Below are 24,305 nucleotides of genomic sequence, written 5' to 3' on the forward strand. Positions count from 1 at the left end.
TCCCGGGCCCGACCTCAGGCGGGGATCTCGCACAGGTTCATGAGCAGGTCGAACTCGACCGTCCCGCCCTGGCCCCGGTTGGCCTTGGAGACGGCGAGGCAGGGGGCGAAGGCCCGCACCCACTCCATCATCCGGTCCCCGTCGACCCCCATCGTCCGGGAGAGCCCCTCCACCCGACGTTCCACCTCGGCCACGTCGTCGGCCTTCCACAGGGCCCAGTCGACCGCGTCCACGGCGGCGTCGCCCAGACAGGCCCGGGGGTCCAGGACCACCAGTCCGCGAGAGCCGCCGTCGATGACGTTGCCGGGGTGCAGGTCTCCGTGCAGGGGCACGATGTCGACGTCGCCGTTGGCCAGATCCCTGGCCTTGGCCGCCCCTCGGTGCATGAGGGTGGCGGGGACGATGTCGGCCGCGGGCCCCTCGATCCGTTCCCGATTCCACATGTCGAAGACGAACTGCACCCGGGCGATGAGCGGGCGCAGTTCCCGGTGGAGGGCCTCGGAGACCTTGACCCCGTGCAGGGAGGAGATCAGGCCGCCGATGACCTCGGAGGAGGGGACCACGCCCTTGGCCGCGATCGTCTCGCCGTCGACGCGTTCCATCAGGAAGGCCCCGTGTTCGCCGTCGAGCTCCCACACCTCGGGGACCCTCCGGGAGGGGCTCCACATGCGCAGCGAACCGGCCTCGGCGACGGCCAGGCCGTTGTCCGGGGAGATCTTGAGCACCCCGGCCTCCTCGGCGCGCCGAACGTAGAGGACGACGGAGGTACGGCCCTGCGGGGCCGGTCCCTCCACGGTCAGTCCCCAGCGGTCGGACAGCTCTTCGACGAGCGCGGGCAGATCCTTCAACCATTCGACGACGTGGCCACCGAAACGGTGTTCCAGTCGGCGACGGTGTCGATCGTCGACGAACCGCGCTGTGACGTCGTTCATACATCCACCTTCAGGTCCGCTCGTCTCGACGCCCACCCGGTTCCCGCCCCGTCCGTGGGCCCATACCCATCCTCGTACCTCGGGTAACGGTGGTGACGGTCCGTGACTCGTTCGTCATCGACCGGCCCCGCTCCGCGTTTCACGAAAGGCGCCCCTTGGCGGCGCGGTGCTGGGCCAGGAGGGTGTCCACCACCAGATCCGAGGGCCACAGAGGTTCGGTGATGGTGGTGACGTCGAACCCTCGGAGCAGGTCGAAGTCGGGGCCGTCCACCAGGCGCCAGGCGGCCACCGAGACCCGCTCGTGTCCGCTGCGGCGCAGCCGGTCGACGGCGTCGGAGACCGAGGGGGCCCAGGTCCGCAGGTAACCGACCTGGACCGGAGAGGAGAGGCGCCGGCTGAGCATTCGGGCCACGTCCATGACCACTTGGCGCTCCTCAGCGCCCGTGGTGCCGTCGGCGGCGAGGATCACCCCGTCGTCGTGGTCTCCGGCGACCTCGGACAGACGGGCCGCGAGGTCGGCGACGATCGAGGGGACCGCTCCCAGGGGGGAGGTCTGGCAGGAGTTCTCCAGACCGCCCAGGCCGAGGCGGGAGAGGAGGTGCGCGCTGGCCACGTCCCCGCCGGCGACGAAGGCGGGGACCACCACCTTGGGCCCGGGGACGGCGCGGATCGCGGCGCCCACCTCGTCCGGGCTCCCGAAGGCCGCCTCGACCGGCGCCTCGCCTCGTTCGGCCACCGCCTCCGCCAGGCCGTGCAGGGCCTCTCGTCGGTGGGCGTCACGGGAATCGTCGGCTACGAGGACCATGGTGGGGACCATGCACGGCTCCTTGGGCGTCGCGGCGGAATCCATCGTCGACCGAGTATCGCGGGGTGTTGTTTCGAGGGAGCACACCCGTGTTACGCGGAGGGGAACAACGGACCATGGCTGTGTTGGTTATCTCCTGAGAAAGTCTTGGTGAACCATAACGATCCACTAAAAGACAGGAAGTGTCCACATCACGAAAAAACACACGACGGTACAAAACTTCACGGAAACCACGGAAGCACCGCCTCCACAGCCACCTCGACCTGTGACATCATCGACTCCAGCGGACATTTCAAAAAAGCTACCCCTGGGTAGAACATGAGGGACACCACACTCCGACGAAGTCGCCGCCCCTCCGAAGCCGACCTCTCCAGAGAAATCCCCTCGACCGCGTTCGAATGCAAATGCACGGAACATCTGCACGTGCCGAGGAATACCCGTCGACTTTTCCGCCGCACTCGCGAAGACGTCGACGTGGGCACCCGACGGACCACGAGACACACTCGCCTTGCACATGCGAGCCCCTCTTGTCAAGGGTGCGCACTCCCCCTCCCCGCCATAGCCGCACACCACTTGACGTGGGGAGACAGGATGCGGGTCCGGCGTGATCACTTGCCATTCCCCCCGACCACGATCACACTTGGACCAAACGGAGGAACCCACGTGGGCCCCTAACGCCCCTGAAGCCCCTCCGTTCACACGAGCATCCGACGGTGCGATCGGCCCACCACGTCCGGTTCCCTCGCACCGACGCGCGACCCGAGAACCGTCCAGACTGGAGTGAGCATGGCCGTCCACCCCCGGGTGCAGACGCTGACCCAGGCCTTCCTCGCCAACGCTGATCAAGAGGCTCCCGGGCTGGTCCAGGGTCTCTACCTGACCGGTTCGGTCGCCCTCGGCGACTTCCGACCGCACGCCAGCGACGTCGACTTCGTCGTCGTCACCGAGCGCTCCCCCGAGGGCGCGGAGCTGGACTCCCTGCGCCGGATCCACGCCCGCACCCGGCACCAGGTGTCCGACCCGCAGTTCAACGGGATCCACGTCACCTGGGAGGAGCTCAACCGGGACCCCGGCGAGTGCGGCCCCGTCCCGTCGGTCATCAACGGCCGTTTCCGCCCCCGCGCCGGCGCCGACGTCAACCCGGTCACCTGGCACGTCCTGGCCGACCGGGGCGTCACCGTCCGCGGCCCCCACCCGATCGAGCTGGACGTGTGGGACGAACCCGAGAGCCTGCGCACGTGGTCCCTCGGCTCCCTGGACGAGCACTGGCGCCGCTGGCGGGAGAAGGCCGGACGCCTGGTCACCCCGCGCGGACTGGCCGTACTGGGCTCCCTGGCCCCCTCCTGGAGCGTGCTCAGCGTCAGCCGACTGCACTTCACCCTCAAGACCGGCGAGATCACCTCCAAGTCGGGCGCCGGCGCCTACGCCCTCCACGCCTTCCCCGAGCGCTGGCAGCGCATCGTCAACGAGTGCCTGCGCGTGCGCAGGGGGGACCGTTCCCCGTCCCTGTACCAGAGCGCCCTCGCCCGCCGCCGGGCCGCTCTGGACTACATCGAGATGGTCCTGGACGAGTCGCTGCGTCCGGGGTTGGCCACCTGATCGCCCTCCCGCCCGGATCCTCCCGACCCGTACACCTCGGCCGCGGCCTTGACTAACCTGGGCTCATGACCATGCGCCCCATCGTCCGCTTCGGCGATCCAGTACTCGTCACCAGGACCACCCCCGTCACCACGTTCGATCAGCGTACGGAGAAGCTGGTCCGCGACCTGCTCGACACCGTGGACGCGCCCGGACGCGCGGGTGTGGCCGCCACCCAGATCGGTGTGGGATCACGTGTGTTCAGCTATGCCGTTGAGGGGCGCGTCGGCTATGTGATCAACCCCGAGATCGTCGAGCTCTCCGAGGAGCTCCAGGACTGTGACGAGGGCTGTCTGTCCATCCCCCGCCTGTGGTACCGGACCCGGCGGGCCGAACGGGCCGTCGTCAAGGGCGTCGACCTGCGCAACGAGCCCGTGACGGTAGAGGGGTCCGGCCTGATGGCCCAGTGCCTCCAGCACGAGACCGACCATCTGGAGGGCATGCTCTACATCGATCGGCTCGACCCCGAGAACCGCAAGGCCGCGATGCGCGACATCCGCAGATCCGACTGGTTCCTGCCCTCGGACCTCCCGGCGCCCAGCACCTCCGTGCGGCTCCCCAGCGCCTTCGGCGGGGGCTCCTGACCTCGTTCCCTCCCGTGCCCCGGGGCCGCCCTCTCCCCCGGGGTGATCTCCGTCCTGCTCAGGGCGTCCGGTCCGGTCCACCACCTTGGGTATCTTCGGACAGAGCCCGCTCTCTCCCCCAGAACCTCACGAATCAACACACTGTGCACATAACACCAAGATCTCGTATGGTCGACCGAGTATCCTTCCGCCCCTCTCGTGACGGCAGGACCGTCGCCCCGGCGTAGCCGATGCGCTCAGACCATCGACGGAGCAGACATGACATCCACTCCTCGTAACGCCCCCCGCCGCGCCCGGACCCCGCTCTCCCTCGCGGCCCTCACCTCGGCCCTTCTCGTGGGCCTGTCCGGGGTGGCCCAGGCCGACCCGGACGACGACGTGGACATCGACGAGCTCACCCAGCGGGCCGAGGAGCTGGAGGAGACCTACGACGGCGAACTGCTCCAGTTCACCGAGATCAAGGACCGTGTCGAGGAGGCCGAGGAGTCCCTGGAGAAGATCGAGAAGCGGTTGGAGGACTCCCGGACCGGTGTCTCCACCATCGCCGCCGCCCGTTACAAGAACGACGGCTTCGATCCGACCCTCCAGGTCGTCTTCTCCAGCGACCCCGAGGACATGTTCGCCGACGCCGCGAACGTCGACTACCTCGGTCGTAGCCAGGCCGAACAGATCTCCGACCTCATCACCCTGCGGGACGACCAGGCCGAGACCACCCGGAACCTCAAGGAGGAGCTGGAGGAGGCCTCGGAGCTGATCGACTCGCTGGAGGAACAGCGCGAGGAGGTCGAGCAGCGCATCGCCGAGTACGAGGAGGAGCAGGTCCCCCCGGAGCCCGACACACCCGGCGGTGGCGGCGGCAGCGGCGACGGCAGCATCCCGGACAGCGCCCGAGGCGGCGGCTGGGACCAGACCCAGCCCCGTATGGCGGCCATCCGCGACGAGATCATCAGGGAGTTCGGCGCCCCCTACCCGGTCGGCTGCTGGCGCTCCAGCGCCGACGACCACGGCGAGGGTCGGGCCTGCGACTTCATGATGAGCGCCAACGGCGCCCACCCCTCAGAGGCCAACCGGGCCCTGGGACAGCAGATCGCCGACTACGGCATCGCCAACGCCGACCGGCTGGGCATCAAGTACATCATCTGGGAACAGCAGATCTGGCAGTCCACCGCCCGCCAGTGGACGTGGATGAACGACCGGGGCGACGCGACCCAGAACCACTACGACCACGTGCACATCTCCTCGTACTGATCACCGGCGACGGTCCAGGGTCAGGGGGACGACGGCCACCAGCGCCAGGGCCAGCAGGGCGAAGGCCGGTCCGTAGCCCGAGAGCTGGATGACCAGTCCCAGGGCGACCGCGCCGACCCCGGTACCCGCGTCGTAGCCGATGTTCCACACCGCGCTGGCCCGACCATGACCGGTCGGGCCGGCGCGGTTCAGCATCATCGTGACGGTCTCGTTCTGCACGGCTCCGAAGCCCGCTCCGAACAGGGCCGCCCCGCCCAGCACCAGGGCCGCCGTCCCCGCCCCCGGCACCCCGTCGCCGTTGGACCACAGGGCCACCGCGATCAGGACCATGCCCAGCACCGCGGAGAGCGCTCCGGGCAACAGCAGGAGAGTGCGGCCGTACCGGTCGAACAGCATCCCGGCGCTCCAGCGTCCGATCACCAGCATCAGGGCGTAGGCGGCCAAGAGGGCGCCGACCAGCCAGGCCGCCCGCTCCAGGGGGATCGCCAGGAAGGTGACGATCGCCCCGGCTCCGGAGGCGATCAGGAGCATGACCGCCAAGGGCGCGGCCAGGGCGACCAGCAGCGGCAGGCCGCGCGGTGAATCGGTCCGGTCCGGGGTCTGTTCACCGGTCGAGCGCAGCGCCTCCCGGTTACGTCCCCCGTCGGCGACCAGGATGCCCGACGCCAGCGCCGCCGACACCACACCGGAGATCCCGGTGAGCCAGAAGGCCGTGTCGAAGCCCAGAGCGAGCGCCAGGGCCACACCGCCGGGCAGGATGACGATCTGGGGCAGCCCCACGGCCAGACCGTAGTATCCGGTGGCTCGACCGACCTGCTCCCTGGTGACCAGCCGGGCCGCGAGCGCGGTCCCGGCCACCGTCACCATGCCGAAACCCACCCCCCGGACGGCGGAGACGACCAGGATCGGCCCCAGGTCGGTGGTCATGGCGAACAGCGGGGTGGGCAGCCCCATCACCAGCGCGCCGACCGGAAAGGTCCACCTGTAGCCGCCGGCCCGATCGAGCAGCCAGGGCATGCACAACTGGGTGAGGACGGTGGTGAGCATGAACACGGCGGTCGTGGCGCCCGCGCCGAACTCCCCCGCGCCGCCCCGGCTCGCCCAGAGGGGGACCAGGGGGAGCACCGCGGCGAACCCGCAGAGTCCGACCGCCGTGGCGGCGATGAGCAGGGCGAAGCCCCGCCCCTTCAGTCCCGGGGGGCCGGTGGGCGTGGTCTCGATGGAGGTGACGGGAGATCGGGTCATCCGTCCTTTCTAACGGAGCCCGGATGACCTGTCGACGCCTCCCTCACCTCCCCGTCCGTGCCCTCACTCCTCGGGTTCGGCGGCGGAGAGCCGCGGCTTCAGCCAGTCCCGCACCCTGACCACGAGATCGGGGGCGACCGCCCGTTCCGCGTGTCCCATACCGGGGACGATCCACAGGTCCTTGGGGTGCCGGGCCGCGTCGTAGACGGCGGTGGCGTGCGAGACCGGGAAGTAGGAGTCCGCGTCTCCGTGGATCACCAACAGCGGCGTCGGGGAGATCTCCCCGGCGATCTCTCGGGGCTCGGCGGGGGTCGGGTCCCAGCGTCGGTCGGTGACACGGACCTTGCGGAAACGGCGAAGGAAGGCGCGTCCCATCGATCTCCCGATACCGAGGTGGAGCAGGCGCATGGAACGGGTGCCCTGGTAGTACCAGCGGCTGGGACCGCTGATGGAGACCACGGCCGAGACGCCGCCGTAGATGGCGCCATGTCGGACCGCGACGGCGGCCCCCATGGAGAACCCGACCGTGGCGATCCGGGAGTAGCCGAGTTCGCGCAGGCGGGACACGACCGCCTCCAGGTCGTGGATCTCGGCGTTGCCGACCGTGCTCTGCCCACCGGAGCCGTGGTGGCCCCGGAAGTCGAAGGTCATGACGTCGCCGACGGACATCAGTCCCTCGGCGATGGCGCGGGTGTGCGGGCTCCGGTAGGTCCCGGTGAAGCCGTTGGCGAGCACCACGGCGGTGGTACGGGGCTCGGCGCGGCGCAGCAGCACGGCGTCGATCCCCACCCCGTCCGAGGTGGTGAGCCAGAAGCGTTCCTCCTGGGGGCCGGCGATGGAGTGGTCAATGGCGTCGGACACCACTCCATCGTGCACGATCAGTTCCGGTACGGGGAGCCCGGCCCCGGTGTGTCGCCTTCGTCCCGGTACCTCGGGTCGCCCCATCCGGGAGCGTTCGAGGGCGGACCCGTGTGACGTCCGGGCGGCGGCCCTTGGGAGGGGCCGGACGGCGGGAACGGAGGAGCCTGGGCCGGCCCACCGGGTGGGAAGGGCGGCGGCGGTCCCTGCGCGGGGCCCGTGGGAGGGAACGGCGGCGGAGGAGCCTGGGCCGGGCCGGACGGCGGGAACGGAGGCGGCGGACCCTGAACGGGGCCGGGCGGCGGAGGCGGAGCGGGCATCGTCCGGGTCTCGTGGGAGCCGGGTTCCTCGAAGGTCGGTGCCGGGTCGAACCCCTCGGTCCGGGGGGCGTCGTGGTCGTCGTACCCGTACTCGTCGTCGTACCCGTCGCCGCGATCATCGTACTCGCGGTCGTCGTAGGCGTCACCGTCGTGATCGTCGTACTCGCGATCGTCGTACTCCTCCTCGGCGCGGGCACGCTCGACGGCCGGAGCGAAGACGAGCGAACGCAGGTTGAGCGCCACGTGCACCAGGATCGGCACGAGGAGACTGCCCGTGCCCAGGTAGAGAACGGTGAACAGGGTGCCGGAGAAACCGGCGCTGAGCAGCCCCCACCAGCCCTGGTAGACGTGGGCGACGGAGAACAGCAGCACCGAGAGCACGGCCGCGATCCACAGCGGGACGCCCATGCTCGTGACCAGCACGATGAACAGACCGCGGTAGAGCAGCTCGCCGAACACACCGCCGGTGACCGCCATGCCCGCGGCCAGGGCCCGCTCGCCGCCCGTACGCGGCAACAGCAGGTGCTGTCGACGGCCCGGGTCCGGCAGGGTCATCGGCTTGGCCGGGGCCCTACGGCCTCGACGACCCTGACGGCCGGCCGACGCCTTCGCGCTCTCGGCACGGGACGACCGCTTCGACCCGCGACCGCCGATCAGTGGCAGTCGGTCCCTCGTCGGTCGGCCGTTGACCAACAGCCAGAAGGCGATCAGCGCGACCAGTCCGCCGAGCGCGCCGCCCGCGACGGGCGCCCAGGCCTCCGGTAGCCGCAGCCCGAGGTCCGCCGGGCGCAGCTCGGGAGAGGTGAGCACGACGGCGAGGACCAGGAGCCCCCACAGGAGGTGGATCGTGATCGTGACGATGTACAGCCGTCCGAGGGCGCGCTCGTCGTCTTCCTTACGGGAGAGCCAGGCGAACGCGCGCCGACCGAGGAAGGGTTCACCGAGAGCCGCGAAGAACAGCAGGAGGACCGTCAGCAGGGTCCCGGTGAGACTGAACTGGGGAAGAATCTCCGACCATGGCACGGGGACAGCCTAGAAGAACAACTCGGGTCGATAGGACACGTCATGATCCCCTGAAACCCTCTTGCCCTGATATCGACCTTCTCGCCCCTTGTGAACAGCGCTTCGAACAGCGACGGTGGGAAGTGTCGTAGGCCACACTCACGGTGGTGGCTCTGGGATCACCACCGGATCCCGAAGGGCTGGGCAGCAGGGATGGTCGATCGGACCGTAGCCGCGCCGAGGGCCGAAGAGCCCCGTGACATCCGCAACGTCGCCCTGGTCGGACCGTCCGGTTCCGGCAAGACGAGCCTGGTCGAGGCGTTGCTGGCCGAGAGCGGGGAGATCAGGCGCCCCGGCAACGTCGAAGAGGGCACCACCGTCAGCGACCACGACGGGATCGAGATCCGACGGCACCGCTCGGCGCGCCTGACCCTCGCCCCGGTGATGGTGGACGGGGTCAAGGTGAACCTGCTGGACACCCCGGGCCACCCCGACTTCCTCGGGGCCGCCCGCGCCGGGCTGCGCGGAGCCGACGCCGCTCTGTTCGTGATCTCCGCCATGGACGGGGTGGACGGGCGGACCCGGAGCCTGTGGAGGGAGTGCGCCGCCCTGGGCATGCCCAGGGCGGTCGCGGTCACCGGGATCGACCACCCGCGCGCCGACTTCGACGCCGTGGTGGCCCGCTGCCGGGAGGCCTTCGGGCCGGGGGTGCACGCCGCCTACGTACCCGCTTTCGAGGGGAGCGGGGATCGACGCTCCCTGGTGGGGCTGTGGGGACTGATCTCCGAGCGCTACTACGACTACTCCGGTGGGGAGGCCGTGCCCCGCCCCGTCCCCGCCCGGCTGCGCGAGGCCTCCGGGCCGCTCCGGGAGATCCTCGTCGAGGAGGTGATCACCGAGAGCGGGGACGAGACGCTCATGGAGCGCTACATGGAGGGCGGAGAACTCGACCCGGACCTTCTGATCGCCGACGTGCAGAGGGCGGTGGCCGCCGGCGGGTTCCACCCCGTGCTGGCCCTCGACACGATCCGGGGCGTGGGGGTGCGCGAGCTGCTCCGCGAGCTGCCGCTGTCCTGCCCCGACCCGACCCGGCGGCCGCTCCCCCACGTCGAGAGGCCCGATGGGAGGGAGGTCGAGGGGATGTCCTGCGACCCGGAGGGGCCGCTGGTCGCGGAGGTGCTGAGTACGGAGAACGACCCGTACGTGGGGCGGATGAGCCTGGTCCGGGTCTTCTCCGGGACCCTGGCGCCCGAGGTCGACGTCCACTTGTCCGGAGCCGTCTCCGACGAGGAGGAGCGGGCGGGCGAACGAGAGCACTCGGGTTCGCCGTTCGTCCCCGCGGGCCCGCGGGCCCTCCCGGTGGGAGAGGTGTTCGCCGGCGACCTGTGCCTGGTGTCCAAGCTGATGTCGGCCCGTACCGGGGACACCCTCTCCTCCACCGAGAGGCCCCTGCGCGTCCGTCCCTGGGCCTTCCCCGACCCGATGATGCCGGTGGCGATCGCCGCCGCGTCCTCCGCCGACGAGGATCGGCTCTCCCGCGCGGTGGCCCGCCTGGTCTCCGAGGACCCCTCCCTCCGGGTGGAGGTCGATTCCGAGACCCGCCAGATGGTCCTTTGGAGTCTGGGCGAGGCCCACTTGGAGGCGGCCCTGGACCGGTTGGAGAGCCACCACGGTGTCCGGGTGGACACCGAGGAGCCTCGGGTACCGCTCCGGGAGACCTTCACCGTGCCCGGACAGGGGGTCGGTCGCAACGTCAAGCAGAGCGGCGGCCACGGAGAGTACGGGGTGTGCCGGATCCGGGTGGAGCCGTTGGAGTCGGGTGCCGGGCTGGAGTTCGTCGACCGGATCGTCGGTGGTGTCGTTCCGCGTCGGTACGTCCCCGCGGTGGAGAAGGGGATCCGCGCCCAGATGGCCGACGGGATCGGCGACGGGTTCCCGTTGGTCGACCTGCGCGTGACGCTGTACGACGGCAAGGCGCACGCGGTGGACTCCTCCGACATGGCCTTCCAGAAGGCCGGGAGGCTGGCGATCCGGGACGCCGCCACCACCTGCGAACCGGCGCTGTTGGAGCCTCTGGACACCGTGACCGTCGAGGTGGAGGGGTCCGATCTGGGCGCCGTCCTCAACGATCTCTCGGCGCGCCGCGGTCGCGTGGTCGGTACGGAGACCGTGGACGACGGCCGTGTGGTGGTCAGGGCCGAGGTACCGGAACTGGAGATCGTGCGTTACGCCGTCGAGTTGCGGGCCCTGTCCCACGGAACGGGGACGTTCACCCGTTCCTACCTGCGTCACGAGCGTCTTCCCGGACACCTGGAGCACCGGGTGGCCCGACCCCGTTCCGGCGACCGGGACACCTGACCTCCGGCCCCTCCCGCCTCACAGCACCCTTCCGGGTCTGGTGCGGTCGGCCAGGGCGGCGAAGCGGAACGTGTTGATCGGGTGGCTGGAGAGCAGGTTGACCAGGGTCACGAAGAACCCGGTGTCGGTCCGTGCCCGGTCGGCGATGTCGTCGAAGTCCACGTCCCGGTAGAGGTACTTGCCGGCGGCGAGGATCCGCATCCCTTGGACCCCTTCGGGGCAGTACTCGTAGGCGTGGTTGTCGGCGGTGTACTCCTGGGCCCGCCCCAGAGTGCTGCCCACCCCGGGGATCACGTTGGCCACGGACACGGCGAACTGGCGCCAGAAGGAGGTGTGTCCGGCGGCGATGTGCCCCACCTCGTGACCGATCACGAAACGCAGGGCGTCGGGGTCGGAGAGCCGACCGCCCACCTCGAACAGGTCGCTGTTGATCGCCACGTAGCGACGGAACCCGTGTCCGGAGGCGAACGCGTTGAGCACACCGTTGCCGAGCACCACGTAGGCGTCGGGAACCTGACGCATCCCGAGGCGTTCCGAGGCCTCGACCACCATCCGGTACGCCTCGGGGAACTGGTGCTCGGTGATACGCACGCCGTTGACGCGTTGTCGGGCGTAGAGCTGCCCGCGCACGAAGTACACGAGCGCGGGCAGGCTCAGCAGCAGCAGGGGTTCGTTCGGGTCTCCCGATAGGGCACGACTGACCGCCCCCGCGACGGTGAACAGGGTGACCAGGACACACCCGATGAGGATGGGCGTCTCCCTCGGGTGTCGCAGAGAGCGACGCACATGGGGGTCGCCCCATCGCCATGAGACGACCCCCATGGACCCTCAGTACCGGTAGCGGGCGTCGGGCCGGTCGTCCTCCGGCCCGGGGGGCGGAGGCGCGTCGTGCGCGCTGCCGGCCGGCGGCGGCCCTCCGTAGGCGGGGCCCGCGGGCGGGGTCGCCGGAGGCCCGGGGGGAGCCGGGGGCGCGCCGACCTCGTCCATGATCGCGGCCATGTCGGCGGACAGGGTCGACTCGTCGATCTTGTCGTCGAGCCACTCGTCCTGGATCTCCTGGTCCTGCTCCCCCATGACCGAGCGGATGTCGGACTCCCGGGTGGACTCGCCGAAGGGCTCGTCGGGCGCGGGCCAGGAGGAGGCGAGGTAGGCGCTGTCGTAGGCGTCGTTGTCCGCCGTGTAGGGCTCCGGGTCCGCGGTCGGGGCCGCCGGAGCGGGGCCGACCTGCGGGGCCGAGGGAGGCTCCTCCGGCGGGAAGGGCGTTTCCTGGGGCCCCGAGAGCGGGTCCTCGTAGGAGGGGACCTCCATGGATCCCGCGACGACCGGCGGCCCGACGGGCGCCGACGACGGCGGTTCGGCGTGGTTCTCCACCGGACCGGGGTCCTCCTGGGAGAACGAGGGCGTCTCCACGGGTTCGGGAACGCCCGGCGTCCCCTCGGGGACGGAGGTGTACTGCTCGCCCTCGCCCGTGGTGGCGCGCGGGTCGGCGACCCCCGTGGGGTCCGGCCCCACGAAGGCCGGTCCGACCGGGGCCACGTTCGGCCTGGACGGGTTCTTGTTGTCGCTGCCCAGGTAGGACAGGGCGGCCACCGTCAGGGCGGCGAGTCCGGCCCGCAGGGTGGGCTCGCGGGCGGGCGAGAAGAACGGGGAGTGGTTGCTCGGGACGTTGCCCATCTTCTCGTAGGGCGTGTCGCCGGGTGCGGACTCCCACACGTCGTGGGGGGTGGCGCCCACGAACCAGAAGACGTAGGGGATCGGCTGCGGGTCGTCGGGCAGACCGAAGCGGCAGAAGTCCTCGGTGGACGGGGAGGGGTCCGGCAGGTGGATGACGTACTCCTCGCCGAAGTAGGCGAGGTGTGCGCCGGCGACGTCGGCGGTGGCGGTCGGGTCGTTGTGGGTGACCCCGCCGCCCTGGAAACGCTCGACCTCGGGTTCGCGCCCGGCGCCCGAGGCGGCCGCCTCGGCGCGCACGACGCGCTCGATGGCCTTCTCCAGCTGGTCCGCGACGTTCTCGTTGAGCGCCCGGGTGCTGATCTCCAGGTAGGCCTCGTCCGGGATGATGTTGGCCTTGGTGCCCGCCTGGATCCGGCCGACCGTGAGCACCGCCATCTCGCTGGGGCTGATCTCACGGGAGACCACGCCCTGGAGTCGGCTGACGATGTTGGCGGCGATGAGCACCGGGTCGACGGTGGTGTGGGGCTGGGAGGCGTGTCCGCCCTCACCGTGGATGCGCACCCGGTAGGCGTTGGCGGCGCCGAGGATGATCCCGGCGCGGTGGGAGATGAGACCGGCGGGCTGCGGTCCCAGGTGCTGCCCGAGGATGATGTCGGGCCGGCCGAAGCGGTCGAACAGACCGTCGTCGATCATCCCTTGGGCGCCGTCGAGGGTCTCCTCGCCGGGCTGGGCCACGATCATGACGGTCCCGGCCCATTCCTCGCGGGTCTCCGAGAGCAGGTCCGCGACGCCGACCAGGCACGCGGTGTGCGCGTCGTGGCCGCATGCGTGCATGACGGGCACCTCGACGCCCTCGCCGTCCACCGCCTTCGCGGTACTGGCGTAGGGGAGCCCGGTCTTCTCCTCCAGGGGAAGCGCGTCCATGTCGGCGCGCAACATCACCGTGGGACCGGGGCCGTTACGGAGGATGCCGACCACGCCGGTACCACCGATGCCCTTGTGGACCTCGTAGCCGGTCCGGTTCAGCCATTCCGCGACGACGCTGGCGGTCCGTTGTTCGGCGTGGGAGAGCTCCGGGTTCTTGTGCAGGTCGACGTAGACACCCTCCACGAGCGGGAAGATCTCGTCGAGGAGTCGCATGACCACGCTTCCGTGCTGAGCGGCACGGTTCGGGTCCACCGCGTGCGGCACGGTTTCCACCGCCTTCTTCGTTCTCGTCCTGGCAGACGCTGCAAGGGGAACAGCCGCCTCGGTCAGACTATCTTCGCGGGCCTCGCCGGTTCACACCGACGCGTTCGGTTCGACACGTCGGATGATGTGGCCCATGGGCGTCTCGCTGTGAGCTATGGGTTAGGGTCTGCACACGATAGGCGACCTTCGCTCTCCTTCGTGTGAGCCCACAGGGGCCTTCTCACGCCCTGTTTCGGGCGAGGAGATCGACTCCGCGAACTTTTGCCTGATTTGCGCGAACCACTGGCACATTCCAACATGTCTCAGTAAGGTAACGGACCATGTTCGCCGCCATCACCTCTCCGGTATCCCCCCTCGCGTGCCACGCGGCGCCGGATCGGTCGGTCCTCCGGTATCGCCCGGCGACCCGACCACGTTCCCTCGGACGACGTTCGGGAACACCGCCCACACCCCGCAACCCGTGACCTCGGAGTCCCTAGTGGCCTCATCCTTGACCAGTACGACCGCCCGATCCGCGACGGATGGACCCGAGAAGACCGTCCGTCCCGAAGCGAAAGCCCCCTCGGGAGACGCACCGGGTCGTGACGCCCGCCTGGACAACGCCAAGTTCATCCTGATCGCCCTGGTCGTCGTCGGCCACGCGATCGAACCCCTCACCGACTACGGGCCCGCCGGCGCCCTCTACTACTGGATCTACTTCTTCCACATGCCCGCGTTCATCATGATCAGCGGGTACCTGTCACGCTCCTTCGACGCCTCGTCGAACCGGGTGGAGAAGCTGGTCCTGTCGCTGGCGGTCCCCTACCTGATCTTCTGGACGATCCACCAGGCCATCTACACCGTCGATCGCGGCGGACTCCCCGACTCCCTGTCGGTCCTCAAGCCGACCTGGACGCTCTGGTTCCTGGTCGCCCTGTTCCTGTGGCGTCTGAGCGTGCCCGTGTGGAACCGTCTGCGCTGGCCCGTGGCGATCGCGATCGTCATCTCGTTGTTCGCGGCCACCGCCGACCTCGGCTCCACCCTGTCGATGGGGCGCGTGCTCAGCTTCCTGCCCTTCTTCGTGCTGGGCCTGAGCCTGCGCCGTGAGCACTTCGCCCACCTGGACCGACTCTGGGTACGGATCGCCTCCGTCGTCGTCATGGTGGCCACCGCGGTTCTCGCCGTGCCGATCTCCGAGCACCTCAGCCGGGACTGGCTGTTCTGGCGGGACAGCCTCACCGACCGGGACATCGACCCCCTCCTGCCCAGCATCGGCATCCGGTTGGCCTTCATGGGCCTCGCCCTGGCCATGACCGTCGCCGTGCTCGCGCTCACCCCCAAGCGACGTACCTGGTTCACGTCGCTCGGCGCCTACACCCTGTTCATCTACCTGGGGCACTCGGTGGTCCTGATCGTCTTCAAGGCCTCCCCCTGGTACGACGTGCTCACCGGACCGGTGGCCTTGGCCGCCACCATCGCCTTGGGCGTGGGACTCACCTTCCTGCTGTGCGCCCCCTGGGTACGCGCGTGCATGAAGTGGGCCGTGGAGCCCCAGCCGACCTGGTTCCTCCGCAGGGAGGACCGCGAGGTCCAGGGCAAGAGGACCCCCGAACGCGAGAAGGGGCCGGACCCGGCGAAGACCCCCTCTCAGGGGTGAACGCCGGGCCCGGCCCCGAGGCCGGGACCGAGGTCGTCAGCTCCCGTCGGCGGACCCCGCCGGCGGGACGGCGGCCGCTTCACGGCGACGCGTCTCGAAGCGGCGGGTCTCCTTCCACAGGCGCAGGACCAGCACCATCTCGAAGAAGGCCAACGCCAGTACGGAGAAGACCGCCACCGGGATGATCAGGCTGTCGAGCGGTGAGACGAAGGCGATCAGCACGGTCAGCGGCGCCACCACGCACAGGAACATCTCGAACTCGATCCCGCTGAACAGGTGCGGACGCACCCGATGACGCAGCAGGGCGTCCCGGACCCGGGGGTAGAACCCCTTGGGGGCCGGGGAGCCCGCGGCCGGGGCCGACGGGGCGTCGGGGCCCTCCTCGTCCTCGGGATCGACGGCGCCGCCGACCGCCTCCTCGCGCAGGCGTTCGGTGTCGCCGCTGGCCAGGGCCAGGGCCTGCCTCATCGACTTGCGGGTCTTGGCGACCTGGGCGCCGTTGAGGTAGCGCAGCAGGTCGAAGAAGACCACCACCGGCGCGACGATCAGGTAGGCGGCGTTACCGGTGATCAGCCACTGACCGATCAACAACGCCATCACACAGCCGAAGAACCGGATCCGGTCGAAGACGAAGTCGACCCAGGCCCCGAAGATCGAGCCGTTGCCCTTCAGACGGGCGATCTTGCCGTCCATGCAGTCGAGCACGAAGCTCAGGTGGAACAGCAGCGCTCCGGCCACCAGCCACGCCCACCCCAGGTCGCCGGCCCACACCGGGGCGATGAAGCACAGCGCCGAGAGCAGACCCAGGACTCCGGCCCCCAGCGTGAGCTGATTGGGGGTGATACCGGTGCGGTTGGCCGTCCACACCACCAGCCGGCCGGCCAACGGGTCGACCAGGAAGACCGTCCACCAGGCGTCCTTGGCCTTGTAGGTCTCTTCCTTGACTTGCGCGAGCGTGAAACGCGACATTGCGGAGTTCTCCTGGGGCGGCCCACGACCTCGCATGCCCACGGCTCACGGCGTTCGAGCGCCGGAGAAGGGCATGGGTCAGGGCCGGGTAGAGGCGGGAATCGGGTCATCATGCCAGACCGGGGTACCTCCACGGTAATCGGCCACGGCATAATTGACAGGTAAGAGGGGGATCAACAGGGTGCCGCCGGCGACCAGCCCGCGGAGTGGTCCACCCCCTTCGGTCTCGACCGAGGTAGAGGCATTGCGTTTTCTCAACGACCAGGTCCCCAGCCAGGACCTGACCTACAGCGACGTGTTCATGGTCCCCGGCCGCAGCGCCGTGGGCTCCCGGCTCAGCGTGGACCTGTCGTCGCCGGACGGCACCGGCACCACCATCCCCCTGGTCGTGGCGAACATGACCGCCGTCGCGGGGCGCCGGATGGCCGAGACGGTCTCCAGACGTGGTGGTATCACCGTCATCCCGCAGGACATCCCCATCGAGGTGGTGTCCGACGTCATCGCCTGGACCAAGCGGCGCGACCTGGTGTACGACACCGCCATCACGCTGAACCCGACGAGCACCGTCGGTGAGGCGCTCAACCTGCTGCCCAAGCGTGCGCACAACGCCCTGATCGTCGTGGACGACGAGCGTCGTCCGCTCGGTGTGGTCACCGAGGCCGACTGCGCGGGCGTGGACCGCTTCTCCCAGCTCCGCGACGTGATGTCCGCCGAACTGCTGACCATCCCGGCGGGCACCGAGCCGCGCGAGGCCTTCGGCATCCTGCACGAGTCCCGGCACCGGCTGGCACCGGTGGTGGACGGGCAGGGCGCCCTCGTCGGCGTGCTCACCCGGACCGGCGCTCTGCGCTCGACCCTGTACACGCCGGCCGTGGACTCCGAGGGGCGTCTGCGCGTGGCCGCCGCCGTCGGCATCAACGGCGACGTCGTGGGCAAGGCCTCCGAGCTGCTGGCCGCCGGTGTGGACACCCTGGTGATCGATACCGCGCACGGCCACCAGGAGAAGATGATCTCCGCGATCGAGAAGGTCCGCGGGCTCTCGCCCGACGTGCCCATCGCCGCGGGCAACATCGTGACGGCGCAGGGGACCCGCGACCTCATCGAGGCCGGGGCCGACATCGTCAAGGTCGGCGTGGGCCCGGGCGCCATGTGCACCACCCGGATGATGACCGCGGTGGGCCGTCCGCAGTTCTCCGCCGTCCTGGAGTGCGCGGCCGCGGCCCGCGAGATGGGCGGCCACGTGTGGGCCGACGGCGGCGTGCGCCACCCGCGCGACGTGGCCCTCGCTCTGGCGGCCGGCGCCTCCAACGTCATGGTGGGCTCCTGGTTCGCGGGCACCTACGAGTCGCCCGGCGACGTCATGCGCGACGCCCAGGGACGCCAGTACAAGGAGAGCTTCGGGATGGCGTCGGCGCGCGCGGTGCGGCTGCGCACCTCCGACGACTCCCCCTTCGACCGGGCGCGCAAGGCCCTGTTCGAGGAGGGCATCTCCACCGGGCGCATGTACCTGGACGCCGAGCGTCCCGGCGTGGAGGACCTCATCGACCAGATCATCGCCGGTGTGCGCAGCTCGATGACCTACGCGGGCGCCACCACCCTGGCCGAGTTCCACGAGCGGGCCGTGGTGGGCGTGCAGAGCGCCGCCGGTTACAACGAGGGCCGTCCCGTGGAGAACGGTTGGTGACCGAGGATCGCGCCACGATCGGGTGAGGGGAGGGGGCCCGGCCCCCTCCCCTCTCCGTTTCCCGCCTCTTCCTACTTCGCCGCTCCACCGGCCTCGTGCTCCTTGCGGTACAGACCGCACAGACGGTCGGCGTGCCTGATGGGCTCGGGGATCCGGTACTTGGGGGAGACCCGCATGATGAGGTCGGCGGCCCCCTCCAGATCGACCCGGTGGCCCACGGAGACGTAGACCGGGCGGGTCCGGGAACGGGTGCGCAGGGTGCGGCCGATCACCTCGGCCCCCTCCTCCGCGAGGGCGAAGGTGTCGTCCACGATCTCGGAGCGCCCGGCGACCATCGGGGTCCAGGAACCGCGCTCCTCGCCGGGCGGGGTGTTGCGGCCGTACAGCACGGACTTGGCGGAGCCGACCACCCGCGCGTCGATCAGCACGCCCAGGTGGCTGGCGACCCCGAACCGGCGGGGGTGCGCCAGGCCGAAACCGTCGCTGACGAACACGTCGGGGGTCAGTGACAGTCCCTCGATCGCCTTCAGGACCGGCGGCAGCTCACGGAAGGCGAAGAGACCCGAGACGTAGGGGAAGGAGGGTGTGTCGGCCACCAGGGAGGTCTCGACCACCTCCAGCGTGCGGGCGTCGAGGACGACGGCGGCCGCGGCGAGTTCGGTGTCGCCCACCCCGTAGCTGACGTCCAGTCCGCAGACGAGTTCGACCCCTTCGGCGTCGAGGGGCTCGGTACGCACCCGGTCGGCGAGCAGACGTTGCCGGACCACCGCCTCCTTGGGGTCCTCCGGCCAGTTCTCCGGATCGTCCAGCGCAGCGGCCGCCCGTTCGGCGATCTCCGTCATGTCCTCGGTCCCCCGTCGTCTTCCTTCGTGCGTCCAGGCGCAGTCTAGGTTTTCGCGAGACGCCCCGCCGTCAGGAGCCCGTCGCGTCGGCCCCGTTGCCGGTGGCCGGGACGGTGAAGACCTCGCCGTTCGGGGGGAGACCCACCCCGGTCCAGGTGAAGGGGAGCCCGGCGGCCCACTTCGGGTTCGCGTCGTCCATGAGTTGGAAGTGCAGGTGGGGCTCGCTGGAGTTGCCGGAGTTCCCGCACAGGCCGATCGGCGTGCCCTTCTCGACACGGTCTCCGACCCGCACGCTCGCGGAGCCCCGACGCAGGTGGGCGTACAGAGCGTGGACGCCGTCCCCCAGATCGAGGATCACGTGGTTGCCGAGGACGCGGCGCGGGCCTCCCAGGGAACGGGCGAGCCCCTCCAGCATCAGGTAGGCCAGACCGGGATAGGTGTCGCGGCCTCGGTGGTCGCGTTGTCCGTCGTCGACGTGGACGACCGTGGCGTCGGCGACGGCGAGCAGCGGCTCTCCGAAGGACGGATAGGCGGTCGCGGGGCGTCCGATCGGGCTCCAAGGGGAGGCGTCCTCACGCCCCTCGACCACGAGGACATCGATCGCGTAGGCCTGTCCGAGCGAGCGGACCCCGTGGCTGGGCACCTTGTCGGCCGGACCGTTCAACGCCTGCCAGGCCCCTCGGACCGGAGGGCCCACCTCCACGGGGGCGGAGGGCTCACGACGCACGGCCATCCGGTCGGCGCTCCAGGTGGACAGTACCGACGTCCCCCAGATCACGAAGCCGATCAGGGCCAGGAGGAGGGGCGAGTGATCGGGAACCGGGACATCGGTGAGCCAGGCGACGATCAGCGCCAGCAGCACGACCATGTACAGCAGGAAGAGTCTCGTCGTCGCCGATCCGATCCCGCGCAGTGTTCTCTCCCGCATGGCCGCTCCCCGCTGTCGATGTGACGTCGCTCCTACACCTTCATTATTACGAGATTACGTATTTTTTCAAATTACACGAAGAACCTGGCAAGCGCCCCGTCAAATCCCGATTCGGATCCCCCCTGCCCCTGGAGCGCCTCTTTGTGCCGGAGGCCACAGGGCCCAACGCTCAGGAGCACCGACTCCGGGGAGTACCGTGGACCCGGAATTTGTACTGACCGGTCAGTTCAAAAAGGGAGGCCGCTAAGGATGCGTCGGGCCACCGGAGCACGTGTGCACGCCGAGGACGTCACACTCACCACCCGAGAGGGCCCCGTCTACACGGGGATCGACTTCACCGCGCGCCCAGGAACGCTCACCGTCTTCCAGGCCGATTCCGGCGGTGGACGCAGCGCCCTGTTGCTCACCCTCACCGGGAGGATGCGCCCCAGCCGGGGCACCCTGCACGTGGACGGCTTCTCCCTCCCGAAGCAGGCCCGCAAGGTCCGTCGAATCAGCTCTCTGGGGCTCATGAACGACGTCAACGACCTCGACGAACGCCTCCGGGTCCGCGAGCACCTCTCCGAGGCACGCCTGCTGCGCCTGCGCCCCTCCGCCCGTTCCGTGGCGGACGAGGCCATGGAGGCGGTCGGACTGGCCGACCTGGACCGCAAGACCCTGATCAAGGAACTCCCCCTGCCCGAACGCAGGCGCCTCGGCATGGCCCTGGGACTGGTCTACGAACCCCGCCTCCTGGCCGTCGACGACGTCGACGGCGGCCTGAGCGGCGAGCATCAGGCCGAGATGTGGCGGACCCTCAAGGACCTCTCCGAGGAGGGACTGACCGTCATCGCCACCTGCGCCGACGCCCGCGAACTCGGCACCGTGGCCGACGACGACACCCAGGGCCCCATCCCCATCCGCCAGGAAGAGGCCCCCGAAAGCACCGAGGACGAAGGCGTGATCGGCATCTCCGACCTGCTCCACGGCGAGAAGGACGACACCGACGGCGACAAGAGGAACGGCCGTAAGGGAGGCGCCCACCGTGCCCAGAGCTGACAGAGCCCCTCGCTACCGCTTCCTCGCCGTCCCCCGCCTCGGACTGCTCACCATGCGGTCCTTCCTGCGCTCGCCGCTGCCCACCGCGGCGCTGGCCGCCCTCATGCTCATCCCCCTGCTCTACTCGGGGATGTACCTGTGGTCCTTCTGGGACCCCTTCGACCGCATGGAGCACCTGCCGGTCGCCCTGGTCAACGAGGACACGGGGGCCGAGGTCGACGGGGAGGAGGTCGACATCGGCGGGGAACTGGCCGACACCCTGTTGGAACGCGGCGACCTCGACTGGCACCTGGTCGACGCGGCCGAGGCCGCACGAGGCCTGGACGACGGCGACTACTACGTCACCCTCACCATCCCCTCGCACTTCAGCCAGGCCCTCACCTCACCCTCCCGAGACCGTGAGAACCCCACCCCCGCCCTCCTGGTCGCGAACTACAACGACTCCAACAGCTACATCGTCCGGCAGTTGGCGGGCAGCGCCTTCAAGGAGATCCGCGAGACGGCGGCGAGCACCGCCATCGGCGACTATCTGGACCAGATCTTCCTCGGCTTCAACGAGATCCACGGCAAGACCGAGGAGGCGGCCGACGGCGCCGGACAACTCGCGGACGGGGCGGGCGACGCCGAGAGCGGCTCCGGCGAGCTCTCCGAGGGCATCGGCGAGGCCCACACGGGCGCCGGTTCGCTCAGCGGCGGACTCTCCGAGCTGTACTCGGGCTCCGAGGAGCTGGCCGAGGGCGCGGGCAGCGCCTCGGACCAGGTCTCCGCGAAGGTCGAGCGACTGGACGAGCTCGCCGACGACCTCCTCCCCCGCCTGGAAGAGGACATCCCGGACATCCAGGCGCGCGCCGAGACCATCGCCGACGTCACCGACGGCGTCTCCCAGGCCCTCACTCGACTGCCGGAGGAGATCGACGTGAGCGGCATGGAGGCGGTCGACGGACGTCTCGACACGTTCTTGGAGGAGAACCCCGACCTGGAGAAGGACCAGCCCGACCTGTACGCGCTGCTGACCGACCTGGACGACGCGATGGGCACCGCCCTGTCCGTGGCGGGGTTCGTCAACGACAACCGGGACGAGATCGACTCCACCGCCGCCGAGGCCGCCGCGCTGAGCGAGAGGGCGGTCGAGGTCGCCGACGACCTGCCGAACACCGTGAGCAAGGCCGAGGACGCCCGCGACCAGATCGACGCCCTGGCCGAAGGCCTGGAGGAACTGGCCGAGGGTTCCCGGAAGATCCGGGACGGCCTCTCCGACGCCTCCAGCGGTGCGAGCGACCTCGACAGCGGACTGGGCGAGCTCAGCGGCGGCGCCGACCGTCTGCACGACGGTCTGGGCGACCTGTCCTCCGGCTCCGAGGAGCTGGCCGACGGGCTCAACGACGGCGTCGACGAGATCCCCACCTACTCCGATTCCGGCCGGACCGACGCCGCCGACATGATGAGCGAGCCGGTCCGTTTGGACAGCGAGGTGGACAACGAGGTGCCCAACTACGGCACCGGCTTCGCCCCGTTCTTCGTGCCCCTGTCCCTGTGGGTCGGCGCGATGGTGGTGTTCATGGTGCTGCCGGCCCTGTCCAACCGGGGTCTGGCCTCCTCCTCGCCGTCCTGGCGCGTGGCGCTGGCCGGCCGTATGGTCCCGATGATGCTCGGTTGGGCGCAGGTGCTGGTCATGATGGGCGTGCTGCACGTGGGCCTGGGACTGGAGTCACGGAACTGGCCACTGATGCTGGCGTTCCTGCTGCTCACGGCATCCGCCTTCGCCGCCACCGTCCAGTTCCTCACCGTGCGGTTCGGTGCGGCCGGACGGGTCATCGCCCTGGCTCTGCTGGTGCTCCAGTTGACCTCGGCGGGCGGTACCTATCCGATCGAGACCAGCCCGACCTTCTTCCAGGCGATCGCCCCGTACCTGCCCCTGCACTGGGGGGTGACCGCCATGCGGCACCTCATCGGCGGCGGTGACATGAACGTGGTCGCGCAGGCCTTCGGCGTCATGGGTCTGTGGCTGGTGGTCCCGCTGCTGCTGACCTGGCTGGCCGTGGCCCGCAAACGCGTCTGGTCGATGTCCACCCTCTACCCCGCCTTGAAGGTCTAGAGAGGAACGGCGTCCTTCGGACCGTGTTCCTCCGGTGTCGGTCGCACCGGCACCGGAGGAACCGAACAAAGGACGTCCTCCGAACAAAGGGCACAATGGAGCCGATGAACATGAGGACCCCCACCCCGGAGAAGCCCGTCGGCGGCCGCCGCGAGGCGACCCGACGCAAGTTGTTCGACGCGGCCGTAACCCTGATCTCCGAACAGGGTTACGGCTCCACCACCGTGGACGAGATCGCCGAGCGGGCCGGGGTCGCCAAGGGCACGGTCTACTACAACTTCGGTGGCAAGGACGAGCTCTACGCCGCCCTCATGAAGTGGGGCGTGACCCGGCTGGCCGACACCCTGCGCGAGGCGGTCCCAGCACCCGGAATGGAGCCCCGTCGGGCACTGACCGAGGTGCTGCGCGCCGGGGTCGTGTTCATCGGCACCCACGAGGCCCTGGCCCGGCTGTTGATGGCCGAGGCCTGGCGCACCAACCGCTCCTGGTACGCCACCGTCCGGCAGATCCGCACGCAGGCGATCGGGGTCATCACCGAGCGTCTGGACGTCCTGGTCGAACGCGGTCTGACCCGGCCGGACCTGGACACATCGCTTGCGGGATCGGCTCTGTTCGGCATGGTGGTGACGGTGGCCCTCGACTGGCGGACCCTGCAACCCGAACGCCCGATCGAGGAGATCCACACCACCCTGGCGCACATGGCCGACGGTCTGATCGGTTCCCCCGCCTCACCGCGTTGAGCGCCCGGCCCGTCCCGAACATCCCGGAGAGGACCCCCTTGCCATGGCCGATCTGTACCCTCTGCTCCCCCTGATCGCCGGCGCGATCCTGCTGTGGATCGTCATGCGCGACACCCGTCTGGAACTACGCCTGGTCCGGCACGGCGTGCGTGCCAAGGGAAGGGTGATCGGCTACCACGAGACGTCGGTCGCCTCACGCATGATCGTGCAGTTCCAGACCGAGGAGGGCAAGGAGGTGCACGCCGAACACGAGAACACGGGTTGGACCGCCTCCCGGGCGGGCGAGATCGTCACCGTCTCCTACGACCCCGATCTTCCCGAGCGGGCCCGGATCGTCGCCGCCCCTTGGTTGAGTCACTGGGTGCGCGGGCTGTTCGGCGGGCTCGGTCTCGCCCTGGTGGCGGCGGGGCTGTTCCTCGGCTACCTGCACTGGAGCGACCTGGCCGCGCCGCTCTCCGAGGATCGGGGGACGACCCGTCTCCTCCCCGTGTGAACGTTCGGAAGGGCCCCGTGGACAT

At 70.0% G+C, this 24,305-nt stretch carries 20 protein-coding genes; 10 read left to right on the plus strand and 10 right to left on the minus strand.

Features of this window, described 5'->3' with window-relative positions:
* Positions 1 to 14: 14 nt before the first annotated feature.
* Together TR33_RS09195 and TR33_RS09200 are read right to left on the minus strand one after the other, a co-directional pair.
* Positions 15 to 932 carry an aminoglycoside phosphotransferase family protein gene (locus TR33_RS09195; protein ID WP_017535560.1) on the minus strand — a complete coding sequence of 306 codons (918 nt, stop codon included), beginning with the start codon at positions 930 to 932 and terminating at the stop codon, positions 15 to 17.
* 139 nt (positions 933 to 1,071) lie between these two features.
* Entirely contained in the window at positions 1,072 to 1,749 is a 678-nt protein-coding gene (locus TR33_RS09200) for a sirohydrochlorin chelatase (RefSeq protein ID WP_014912395.1), read from the minus strand.
* Positions 1,750 to 2,523: 774 nt separating this feature from the next.
* On the opposite strand from TR33_RS09200, the gene TR33_RS09205 reads away from it, so the two are divergent.
* The 3 genes from TR33_RS09205 to TR33_RS09215 all read left to right on the plus strand — a co-directional run bounded on the left by TR33_RS09205 (position 2,524) and on the right by TR33_RS09215 (position 5,207).
* A complete protein-coding gene (locus tag TR33_RS09205) occupies positions 2,524 to 3,336 on the plus strand; it encodes a nucleotidyltransferase domain-containing protein (protein WP_014913598.1) in 813 nt (270 codons plus the stop codon).
* 65 nt (positions 3,337 to 3,401) lie between these two features.
* Complete coding sequence (def, locus tag TR33_RS09210; RefSeq protein ID WP_014910295.1) at positions 3,402 to 3,959, plus strand: peptide deformylase; 558 nt, start codon at positions 3,402 to 3,404, stop codon at positions 3,957 to 3,959.
* A 258-nt stretch (positions 3,960 to 4,217) separates the two neighbouring features.
* Complete coding sequence (locus tag TR33_RS09215) at positions 4,218 to 5,207, plus strand: coiled-coil domain-containing protein (RefSeq protein ID WP_017535559.1); 990 nt, start codon at positions 4,218 to 4,220, stop codon at positions 5,205 to 5,207.
* Here the strand turns inward: TR33_RS09215 and TR33_RS09220 are convergent, their stop codons facing one another.
* The 3 genes from TR33_RS09220 to TR33_RS09230 form a co-directional block, all read right to left on the minus strand.
* Entirely contained in the window at positions 5,208 to 6,452 is a 1,245-nt protein-coding gene (locus tag TR33_RS09220; protein WP_017535558.1) for an MFS transporter, read from the minus strand.
* Between the two features lie 63 nt (positions 6,453 to 6,515).
* Entirely contained in the window at positions 6,516 to 7,313 is a 798-nt protein-coding gene (locus TR33_RS09225) for an alpha/beta hydrolase (protein ID WP_026125180.1), read from the minus strand.
* Between the two features lie 17 nt (positions 7,314 to 7,330).
* Positions 7,331 to 8,653, minus strand: a complete 1,323-nt coding sequence (locus tag TR33_RS09230; RefSeq protein ID WP_052358144.1) for a CPBP family intramembrane glutamic endopeptidase — start codon at positions 8,651 to 8,653, stop codon at positions 7,331 to 7,333.
* Positions 8,654 to 8,845: 192 nt separating this feature from the next.
* On the opposite strand from TR33_RS09230, the gene TR33_RS09235 reads away from it, so the two are divergent.
* A complete protein-coding gene (locus tag TR33_RS09235) occupies positions 8,846 to 10,990 on the plus strand; it encodes an elongation factor G-like protein EF-G2 (protein WP_017535556.1) in 2,145 nt (714 codons plus the stop codon).
* Positions 10,991 to 11,008: 18 nt separating this feature from the next.
* On the opposite strand, the gene TR33_RS09240 is transcribed toward TR33_RS09235, so the two are convergent.
* Positions 11,009 to 11,812, minus strand: coding sequence for a M48 family metallopeptidase (locus TR33_RS09240; RefSeq protein ID WP_187294461.1), 804 nt, complete (start codon positions 11,810 to 11,812; stop codon positions 11,009 to 11,011).
* A 6-nt stretch (positions 11,813 to 11,818) separates the two neighbouring features.
* Positions 11,819 to 13,864 carry an amidohydrolase gene (locus tag TR33_RS09245; RefSeq protein ID WP_042282728.1) on the minus strand — a complete coding sequence of 682 codons (2,046 nt, stop codon included), beginning with the start codon at positions 13,862 to 13,864 and terminating at the stop codon, positions 11,819 to 11,821.
* A gap of 481 nt (positions 13,865 to 14,345) precedes the next feature.
* On the opposite strand from TR33_RS09245, the gene TR33_RS09250 reads away from it, so the two are divergent.
* Positions 14,346 to 15,491 (plus strand): acyltransferase family protein, encoded by a 1,146-nt coding sequence (locus tag TR33_RS09250; RefSeq protein WP_202421580.1) that lies wholly within the window; start codon positions 14,346 to 14,348, stop codon positions 15,489 to 15,491.
* A gap of 36 nt (positions 15,492 to 15,527) precedes the next feature.
* On the opposite strand, the gene TR33_RS09255 is transcribed toward TR33_RS09250, so the two are convergent.
* Positions 15,528 to 16,460: a CDP-alcohol phosphatidyltransferase family protein gene (locus tag TR33_RS09255; protein WP_017535553.1), complete on the minus strand. Its 933-nt coding sequence runs from the start codon at positions 16,458 to 16,460 to the stop codon at positions 15,528 to 15,530.
* A gap of 244 nt (positions 16,461 to 16,704) precedes the next feature.
* Here TR33_RS09255 and TR33_RS09260 point away from each other — a divergent pair, with 244 nt between their 5' ends.
* On the plus strand, positions 16,705 to 18,144 hold the full coding sequence (locus tag TR33_RS09260) for a GuaB1 family IMP dehydrogenase-related protein (protein ID WP_014909822.1): 1,440 nt from the start codon (positions 16,705 to 16,707) through the stop codon (positions 18,142 to 18,144).
* 71 nt (positions 18,145 to 18,215) lie between these two features.
* Here TR33_RS09260 and TR33_RS09265 read toward each other — a convergent pair whose 3' ends face one another.
* Complete coding sequence (locus TR33_RS09265) at positions 18,216 to 18,986, minus strand: endonuclease V (protein ID WP_017535552.1); 771 nt, start codon at positions 18,984 to 18,986, stop codon at positions 18,216 to 18,218.
* 70 nt (positions 18,987 to 19,056) lie between these two features.
* Entirely contained in the window at positions 19,057 to 19,914 is an 858-nt protein-coding gene (locus tag TR33_RS09270; protein ID WP_042282729.1) for a murein hydrolase activator EnvC family protein, read from the minus strand.
* Positions 19,915 to 20,163: 249 nt separating this feature from the next.
* Between TR33_RS09270 and TR33_RS09275 the strand changes: the two genes are divergently transcribed.
* The 4 genes from TR33_RS09275 to TR33_RS09290 all read left to right on the plus strand — a co-directional run bounded on the left by TR33_RS09275 (position 20,164) and on the right by TR33_RS09290 (position 24,280).
* Positions 20,164 to 20,952 carry an ATP-binding cassette domain-containing protein gene (locus TR33_RS09275; protein ID WP_042282730.1) on the plus strand — a complete coding sequence of 263 codons (789 nt, stop codon included), beginning with the start codon at positions 20,164 to 20,166 and terminating at the stop codon, positions 20,950 to 20,952.
* Positions 20,953 to 21,004: 52 nt separating this feature from the next.
* Positions 21,005 to 23,047, plus strand: coding sequence for a YhgE/Pip domain-containing protein (locus tag TR33_RS09280; RefSeq protein WP_234305819.1), 2,043 nt, complete (start codon positions 21,005 to 21,007; stop codon positions 23,045 to 23,047).
* Between the two features lie 95 nt (positions 23,048 to 23,142).
* Positions 23,143 to 23,787 carry a TetR/AcrR family transcriptional regulator gene (locus TR33_RS09285; protein ID WP_014911829.1) on the plus strand — a complete coding sequence of 215 codons (645 nt, stop codon included), beginning with the start codon at positions 23,143 to 23,145 and terminating at the stop codon, positions 23,785 to 23,787.
* Positions 23,788 to 23,830: 43 nt separating this feature from the next.
* Entirely contained in the window at positions 23,831 to 24,280 is a 450-nt protein-coding gene (locus TR33_RS09290) for a DUF3592 domain-containing protein (RefSeq protein ID WP_017535548.1), read from the plus strand.
* The last annotated feature ends 25 nt before the right edge of the window (positions 24,281 to 24,305 follow it).

The organism is Nocardiopsis alba, from assembly GCF_000710955.1.
GTDB classification, from domain to species: Bacteria; Actinomycetota; Actinomycetes; order Streptosporangiales; family Streptosporangiaceae; genus Nocardiopsis; species Nocardiopsis alba.

Excerpts from the sequence above, each read along its gene's own strand:
- TR33_RS09200 (WP_014912395.1), bottom strand. The coding sequence starts at position 1,749 with ATGGTCCCCACCATGGTCCTCGTAGCCGACGATTCCCGTGACGCCCAC.
- TR33_RS09240 (WP_187294461.1), bottom strand. The coding sequence starts at position 11,812 with ATGGGGGTCGTCTCATGGCGATGGGGCGACCCCCATGTGCGTCGCTCT.
- TR33_RS09195 (WP_017535560.1), bottom strand. The coding sequence starts at position 932 with ATGAACGACGTCACAGCGCGGTTCGTCGACGATCGACACCGTCGCCGA.
- TR33_RS09265 (WP_017535552.1), bottom strand. The coding sequence starts at position 18,986 with ATGACGGAGATCGCCGAACGGGCGGCCGCTGCGCTGGACGATCCGGAG.
- TR33_RS09275 (WP_042282730.1), top strand. The coding sequence starts at position 20,164 with ATGCGTCGGGCCACCGGAGCACGTGTGCACGCCGAGGACGTCACACTC.
- TR33_RS09220 (WP_017535558.1), bottom strand. The coding sequence starts at position 6,452 with ATGACCCGATCTCCCGTCACCTCCATCGAGACCACGCCCACCGGCCCC.
- TR33_RS09235 (WP_017535556.1), top strand. The coding sequence starts at position 8,846 with ATGGTCGATCGGACCGTAGCCGCGCCGAGGGCCGAAGAGCCCCGTGAC.
- def (WP_014910295.1), top strand. The coding sequence starts at position 3,402 with ATGACCATGCGCCCCATCGTCCGCTTCGGCGATCCAGTACTCGTCACC.
- TR33_RS09285 (WP_014911829.1), top strand. The coding sequence starts at position 23,143 with ATGGAGCCGATGAACATGAGGACCCCCACCCCGGAGAAGCCCGTCGGC.
- TR33_RS09290 (WP_017535548.1), top strand. The coding sequence starts at position 23,831 with ATGGCCGATCTGTACCCTCTGCTCCCCCTGATCGCCGGCGCGATCCTG.
- TR33_RS09270 (WP_042282729.1), bottom strand. The coding sequence starts at position 19,914 with ATGCGGGAGAGAACACTGCGCGGGATCGGATCGGCGACGACGAGACTC.
- TR33_RS09255 (WP_017535553.1), bottom strand. The coding sequence starts at position 16,460 with ATGTCGCGTTTCACGCTCGCGCAAGTCAAGGAAGAGACCTACAAGGCC.
- TR33_RS09205 (WP_014913598.1), top strand. The coding sequence starts at position 2,524 with ATGGCCGTCCACCCCCGGGTGCAGACGCTGACCCAGGCCTTCCTCGCC.
- TR33_RS09215 (WP_017535559.1), top strand. The coding sequence starts at position 4,218 with ATGACATCCACTCCTCGTAACGCCCCCCGCCGCGCCCGGACCCCGCTC.
- TR33_RS09280 (WP_234305819.1), top strand. The coding sequence starts at position 21,005 with ATGCGGTCCTTCCTGCGCTCGCCGCTGCCCACCGCGGCGCTGGCCGCC.